General features: G+C 36.2%; 8 protein-coding genes and 3 pseudogenes. 2 read left to right on the top strand and 9 right to left on the bottom strand.

The features are described 5' to 3' along the window. A partial coding sequence (locus tag FTU40_RS14710; RefSeq protein ID WP_257218539.1) for an IS1 family transposase occupies positions 1-233 on the top strand: 233 nt, incomplete at its 5' end. A 28-nt stretch (positions 234-261) separates the two neighbouring features. On the opposite strand, the pseudogene FTU40_RS14715 reads toward FTU40_RS14710, so the two are convergent. The 4 genes and pseudogenes from FTU40_RS14715 to FTU40_RS14730 form a co-directional block, all read right to left on the bottom strand. Further along, a pseudogene (locus FTU40_RS14715) lies at positions 262-657 on the bottom strand (hypothetical protein); the annotation flags it as partial. 82 nt (positions 658-739) lie between these two features. After that, entirely contained in the window at positions 740-1,240 is a 501-nt protein-coding gene (locus FTU40_RS14720; protein WP_163167891.1) for a hypothetical protein, read from the bottom strand. Next, the gene (locus FTU40_RS14725) at positions 1,237-2,166 is read right to left on the bottom strand and encodes a MobA/MobL family protein (protein ID WP_163167893.1); all 930 of its coding nucleotides are present in this window, start codon (positions 2,164-2,166) and stop codon (positions 1,237-1,239) included. Before FTU40_RS14725 ends, FTU40_RS14720 begins: the two co-directional genes overlap by 4 nt. Then, positions 2,166-2,321, bottom strand: coding sequence for a hypothetical protein (locus FTU40_RS14730; RefSeq protein WP_171521753.1), 156 nt, complete (start codon positions 2,319-2,321; stop codon positions 2,166-2,168). The genes FTU40_RS14725 and FTU40_RS14730 overlap by 1 nt, the downstream gene beginning before the upstream one ends. Positions 2,322-2,601: 280 nt before the next feature. On the opposite strand from FTU40_RS14730, the gene FTU40_RS14735 reads away from it, so the two are divergent. Then, positions 2,602-3,012: a conjugal transfer protein TraD gene (locus FTU40_RS14735; protein WP_163167895.1), complete on the top strand. Its 411-nt coding sequence runs from the start codon at positions 2,602-2,604 to the stop codon at positions 3,010-3,012. Positions 3,013-3,161: 149 nt separating this feature from the next. Here FTU40_RS14735 and FTU40_RS14740 read toward each other — a convergent pair whose 3' ends face one another. The 5 genes and pseudogenes from FTU40_RS14740 to FTU40_RS14760 all read right to left on the bottom strand — a co-directional run. After that, on the bottom strand, positions 3,162-3,818 hold the full coding sequence (locus tag FTU40_RS14740; RefSeq protein ID WP_163167897.1) for a hypothetical protein: 657 nt from the start codon (positions 3,816-3,818) through the stop codon (positions 3,162-3,164). Positions 3,819-3,846: 28 nt separating this feature from the next. After that, a complete protein-coding gene (locus tag FTU40_RS14745; RefSeq protein WP_218945932.1) occupies positions 3,847-4,143 on the bottom strand; it encodes a HigA family addiction module antitoxin in 297 nt (98 codons plus the stop codon). Positions 4,144-4,153: 10 nt separating this feature from the next. Beyond that, on the bottom strand, positions 4,154-4,432 hold the full coding sequence (locus FTU40_RS14750; protein WP_163167899.1) for a type II toxin-antitoxin system RelE/ParE family toxin: 279 nt from the start codon (positions 4,430-4,432) through the stop codon (positions 4,154-4,156). A gap of 869 nt (positions 4,433-5,301) precedes the next feature. Beyond that, a pseudogene (locus tag FTU40_RS14755) lies at positions 5,302-5,727 on the bottom strand (hypothetical protein); the annotation flags it as partial. 28 nt (positions 5,728-5,755) lie between these two features. Next, a pseudogene (locus tag FTU40_RS14760) lies at positions 5,756-5,855 on the bottom strand (IS1 family transposase); the annotation flags it as partial.

Genomic DNA, 5,855 nt, shown 5'->3' on the forward strand with positions numbered 1-5,855 from the left:
TAAGCTATACATGTATATCAAGTGACCATTGGGATAGCTTTGTTACGACCTTTAAAGAATGCAAACAGTTGATTGGTAAATTTTTCACTGTGGGTATAGAAGGCAATAATTGTCGATTACGGCATCGGATCAGGCGAGGCTTTAGGAGAAGCTGCAACTTCTCCAAAAAGCTTGAAAATCATTACAAAGCCTTTGATTTAGCGTTCTTTTATATCAATAATGGATTCGTTTAATGCCAGCATACTTTTTGAAACACCACCCAAAATCATAGTCATGATAAGAAATTACAGCATATCGGGTATTTTTCTTAGTCGGACTTTTAATATAACCTTTAACTGTTGCCTCCCCTTGATCAAGTAACTTTTTCAAATAGAAATCTTTGATTTGGTTTTCTATAAGCGCATTACCTCTATAGAACCTAAGCTTCTGACTGATTTCCGCCTGTTCTTCCAGGTTGTCTTCATCAACAAGTTTTAGCTGTTCGGATTGGTCAAGGAATTGAGCATAATTATATTGAGCAAGTTCGGATGTCCAAATCAGTAACTGATCAAGGTTTTTAGGCATAGGAACTTTCAAATCATTCAAATCAAGCTTTTTAATGGGCGCAAGTTCTTCTTCCTTAAACTCTGTTCTTTCTAAACTTGATTGCTTTAACATAATAATTTCCTTAACTTCCACTAATTTTAAAACATAATAAAAACTATAAATGAGTGCTTAGAGCTTTCATTTTTAGATTTAGCTATTTGGGGTCAATAACGCATAAATCCCCATACTTCCCATAGCCACACTGCTCTTTCATCACTCGGACGCAAGGCTTGGACTCTTCTCCAACGGCACAACTTTGAATATCAAACTGAATACCTTGCTGCCTTAAACTCTCGATCTTTGGAATATTCTCTAAAGGCTTAATATAAGATGCAAATAGCCACGTCATAGTCAGTATGAGAACTGAAAAAATACCTAAGAAAATGGTAATTAACTTCCATGAAAATTGATCACTGGTTGATTCAATCGAATTTTTTAAATGTCCAAGTGCTTTGGCAGTCTTAATAAGTTCCGCTGTACCCTCCTGTAAGCCCGTATTTAGCGATTTTGATACAGTATGATGGGTTTGCCCTGCGATGACCTTCTGAATGCGTTCCTCGGTGATTTGAAGCTCTTTAACGGCCTGATTAACTAAGTTTTGCTGTTGTTCTGCAACTGCCATCAGTGCATATAGCTTTTTTTCATCAGGTGTCATCGACTCATCCCCTTATAACTCATGGTTTTCTGTTGCTCTCGTTCTAATTTCTGCTGTTCTTTGTACTGTTTCAAAGCAAGCTGTTTGAAGGTATCAAAATCAGCCTTAAAGCTTTCAATACCCTGTTTAATTTCTTTGTCTGAAATTGGACTGTCTTTAAGGTCTTTCAGGTCTTTTTTCGGGTCGCCTAAATCAAGTCGTTCAAGCTCTTTATGGACTGTTCGTGACTGTTGCAGGGCTTCCCTGATTTCAGGATTCTTCGCTTGGCTTGGTAGCAGTTTTTTCTCAGGTTCTTTCTCTATGCCTTGCTCTTTGTAGCTTCGCATATCAATACGGCTGTCAATTTGATGTTTTTCTAAATGGCTGTTGCATAAATCTGCCCATCTTTGGCGTAGGTCTTTAATATCGGTTTTTCGTTCCTGGTAACTCTTGCCTGTATTGTCTTTTTTAGCTCCGCCACGTTCAGGATTCTTGCTGTTATAGCGTTTAAAATATTGCTCTGGATCTCGCTCGATTCCATCTTGTAGACGTTCATTAAACATGAGGTGAACGTGAGGCTGATCGTTGCCGTCCATTGCTTTAGGGTTATGAATCGCAAACTGATACGGATATTTTGAGCCAATTTCAGACTGAATGAAGTCCTCAACCAGTTCTAGGCGTTGCTCGGCATTCATCTCTCTAGGCAGGGCAATTTCATATTCTCGGTAGGTACTACCATTTTTGCGCTCATAAAGGTCGGCTGCCTGCCAAAAGTTAATCGGATTATGTTCTGCCCATTTCGGCATGTTTCCATAGTCACTATGTTCAAGGTCAGTTTTAGCCTGTTCCTCTTTTTTCTTTTTTTCTTCATCCCGATCTATATATTCGGCATGCGGTGCTGCCTTTCCTGCCTTACCGACTTTGACACTTAAACGAGCAATCGCCATTAGGTTTTATCCTGTTCCTTTTTTCGGTTGCGTTCCTTCTTAAACGCTCTTTGATCGAGTATCGAAGCAAGCACCATAATGAGGATGAGTAGCGGTGCTGCGATCACGCCAAAAATAATATCTTTGATCTTTCCCAATACCTGTTTTAGTTGCATGTTGTTGCTCCTAGCTTTGGTACTTCTTTTTTTCATTCAATTTTCAATTGAACGAAAAAAAGAAGTTTCAGGGTTTTAGGGATGAAGTCCCTAACGTGCTTAGGTTTCTCAATGAAATTGAGAAACGTCTAAGCGCGCCATCAAATTTTTGATGGAAGTACAGGCGAACTTCTCTAGGACGAACTTTAACAAAATTGCGGACATTGGACGTAATTATTTTGTTATCGTTCTTTGAGAATTGAGCCTGTACTTTTGCGGTATCTTACTTGAGGAATTGAATATGAATAATGATTGGCTGTCTGAAAAAATTACCTATATTTCTGCTTTAAAGAATCCCAGTGATGCACAAAAGCTTTTATTAGAATTAGCTCAAATCCAATACCGTACCCCTGACCAAGAGAAAAAACTGAATGCCTTGATCAAAGCAGAAAAAGCCATAGATCGAGCGAATAAACAAAAGGTAGTGGTTAGAAAATTATTGAATGCTGAAAAGGAAGCTGAACGTAAAGCTCGTACACGGCACCTTATTCAATTAGGTGCACTTTTTGAGATTGCAAATCTAGGTCAACGGGACCCAGCAGAATTACTTGGAGTTCTGCTTAAAACTGCTGAAATCGACCCAAATGATATGAAGTGGCAGATTTGGAAAGAACTCGGACAAGAAACTTTAAATCAACGTAAAAAGACTTAAAATTTATATTTCAATATATTCTTTAATTTAAATAATTAAAATCATGAAAAAAATCCCAACTCTGATAAGTTGGGATTTTAAAGATATTGAAGTTTAATAATAGAAATTTTTGTAAAGTACATTATGTTGATTTTAGTGAAAATCAAGAATTAATCATTAAAAAAATCAATAAGATTCCATGAAATACTAGCTGAATATCTTTCATTGTTATCAAGTAAATTAATAATTTCCATTTCATAACCAGCTAGTAGTGCTTCACCAATATTAGAACGTCCAAAATGTAGCTTTAATTCAGACTTTACAGATGGAATATTTACAAATTCCTTTAATGGTAATGATATTCTATCTATAAAATCCTGATCTTTAATCAATTCATCATCATATTGATAGTTAGTTTTTAAATACTTATTAAGCTTATCTATGACTTCATTTTCAATACCAGATAGAAATAAATGAGCTAACCATCCTTTTTGACTTTTAAATGTATAACTCTTAAAACTGTTTCCAATTAGCTCTGAATAAATATAATTATCTTGGTCATTAATATAATAAAAATGAGTACTATCTACCGACACTGACTGTCTAGGATGATCATATATAAATGCTAAAAACTTTATTTTTTCAACATATCTTACTTTATAATTCTCATCAATCTGAATTAGCTCAAAATTTTTAATATCTGAATAATATCCTCGGCTGTAAGCATTAATGAAAACTTTTTTCCTTAATTCATAATTACTAGGAAAACTTCTAGAAGGATTTCCATGCACTACTTCAATTTCTTTATCTTTCTTTGAAAAAAACACAGTTAATATCTCTATTTCATATTTTAATTTAACAACTAATAAAAAATGGTTGAATCTTTGGACGCTGTTTTTGTGATTCAATCCAAAGTGAGTGCTTAGATTGAACACGCATTAACAAGTCTGCACTGATACCTAAAGCATCATGTAAACGTAAAGCTACATCTGCCGTTACAGGCGCTTTGCCATTAATAATTCTAGAAAGTAATGGACGTGTTATTTGAATGCGTTCAGCAAGTTCTGTAATTGTAATCGCTTGTCCTTCTTCTTTTAAACCATCTAACCATTCAGAAATTAACTCGCCTGCATGAGCTGGATTATTCATCATCATGTTCACCTCAATGATAGTCCTGATAGTCCACGATATACGCATTGCCATCTTTAAAAATAAAAGTCAGACGCCAATTAGCATTGACAGTAATTGCCCAGTGATCTTTTAATTTACCCTTCAAAGGATGAAGCTTCCACCCAGGGAAATTCATTTCATCAATGCTTTGCGCTTCATTCAAAGCAGTTAATTGTCTTTTTAACTTTGTTGAATGAACAGACTGAATACCTGCTGTAGAACTGGTTTTAAAAAATCGTTCCAGTCCTTTATGATTAAAATCTACAATCACAAAAAATCATCCTTTGTATAGTTTTAATATACAGTAACTCGTTCAGTAAAACTATACACAACACATAATATTTAGTTTGGGTAAATAGCCTAAGCATTATGAGAGATTGAGTAAACACACTCTCTATCTCCAAAACTAACTAACTAAATGCTCTCAACTCTCTCAACTCTACCCCAAAGCGTCGCACTTCGTGCTTTGGCTTTGGTGAACGGTTGAGAGAGTTTCGGCAATACTCACCCTAAGGGCGGTCATTTTAAAAAATAACCTATCCCCTAAGTATTGCCGATTTACCTGTATATATTTGGCTTCGGAGCCACGTATATCGGTCGTATCCGCACATAGCTTTGCTGACTATGCAGACAAGGACTCAAAGTCTTGCACTTCGCTCCACGCGCTCCCTGTCGTTACATTGCCTGTATCTCTGCGAGGGTTTCCCCAACTTACAACTTAACAAGTCCTATGTAACTACTCCCAACGCTCCGCCTATGTGAAGTTCCCCTGTAAGCGGTTTAGCCTTTCGACCATAGCTACAATACGCCAGTGACACTTATTCCTACCACACGTACTGCATGCCGACCGTAAAACGGACACGCAGAAGCGGGCAAAGCTCGATCTAGGATACTTATTTGACGATTTAAAACACGAATTAACGAAGACTTATCATTTTGAGGCTTGATATAAACACTGTTTATTGTGAAAATAGAATTCAGGTACAAGCCTTTTGGTGAAATCATAACGGTCGTCAAACCTTATGATCTTCGTTACTTGATGTTCTAGCATCAAATAACTGCGTACCGCTGAATTTACTGGAAAACCCCTCTAAGTTGCAAGACTTAGAGGGGTTTTTGTTTATAATTTTAAATTACAAGTTACTTATCCTTGTTTAAAGCAAATTTTCGCTTCTTAATTACAGTAATTGGCTTTTCTTGTGGAGCCATATTTTTCTGAATGGCTCCCTGCTTCATCTCTACTGGGACAGCACTATTTTCAGTAGTCTTTGGACTAGATTCTTTAGGCTTTGACTCTGTTGGCTTTTGCAGAGTTGCTTCCTTATTTTTAATTTTTATATAAATTTTATGAGCAACTGTATTGTGCTCCTTAATTTCCCTGTTCTTATCAGCCAATTTTTTATACTGTTCTTTAAAAGGTCTTATAAATTTTTTGATAGCTGATAAGAACACGGCTTCTTCAGGGTATATGTCCGCTAATGTCTTAGGTGTTTCCTTTTGCACGAAATTGATGAGATCGGCTGGAAATTTATTAAGAATCTCTGGAGTAGCAAAGCTTACAAAATCAGGTGGTGTTTCAAAAAGTATGCTGGCATTAAACGAATCCATTATTGATATAAAAGAACACTAAATCAAAGGCTTTGAAATGATTTTCAAGCTTTTTGGAGAAGTTGCAGCTTCTCCTAAAGCCTCGC

The sequence above is a fragment of the Acinetobacter sp. YH12100 genome, from assembly GCF_013419135.1.
GTDB lineage: Bacteria > Pseudomonadota > Gammaproteobacteria > Pseudomonadales > Moraxellaceae > Acinetobacter > Acinetobacter pseudolwoffii.

Coding starts and splice junctions, on each gene's coding strand:
- FTU40_RS14720 (WP_163167891.1), bottom strand. CDS start 1,240: ATGACACCTGATGAAAAAAAGCTATATGCACTGATGGCAGTTGCAGAA.
- FTU40_RS14725 (WP_163167893.1), bottom strand. CDS start 2,166: ATGGCGATTGCTCGTTTAAGTGTCAAAGTCGGTAAGGCAGGAAAGGCA.
- FTU40_RS14730 (WP_171521753.1), bottom strand. CDS start 2,321: ATGCAACTAAAACAGGTATTGGGAAAGATCAAAGATATTATTTTTGGC.
- FTU40_RS14735 (WP_163167895.1), top strand. CDS start 2,602: ATGAATAATGATTGGCTGTCTGAAAAAATTACCTATATTTCTGCTTTA.
- FTU40_RS14745 (WP_218945932.1), bottom strand. CDS start 4,143: ATGATGAATAATCCAGCTCATGCAGGCGAGTTAATTTCTGAATGGTTA.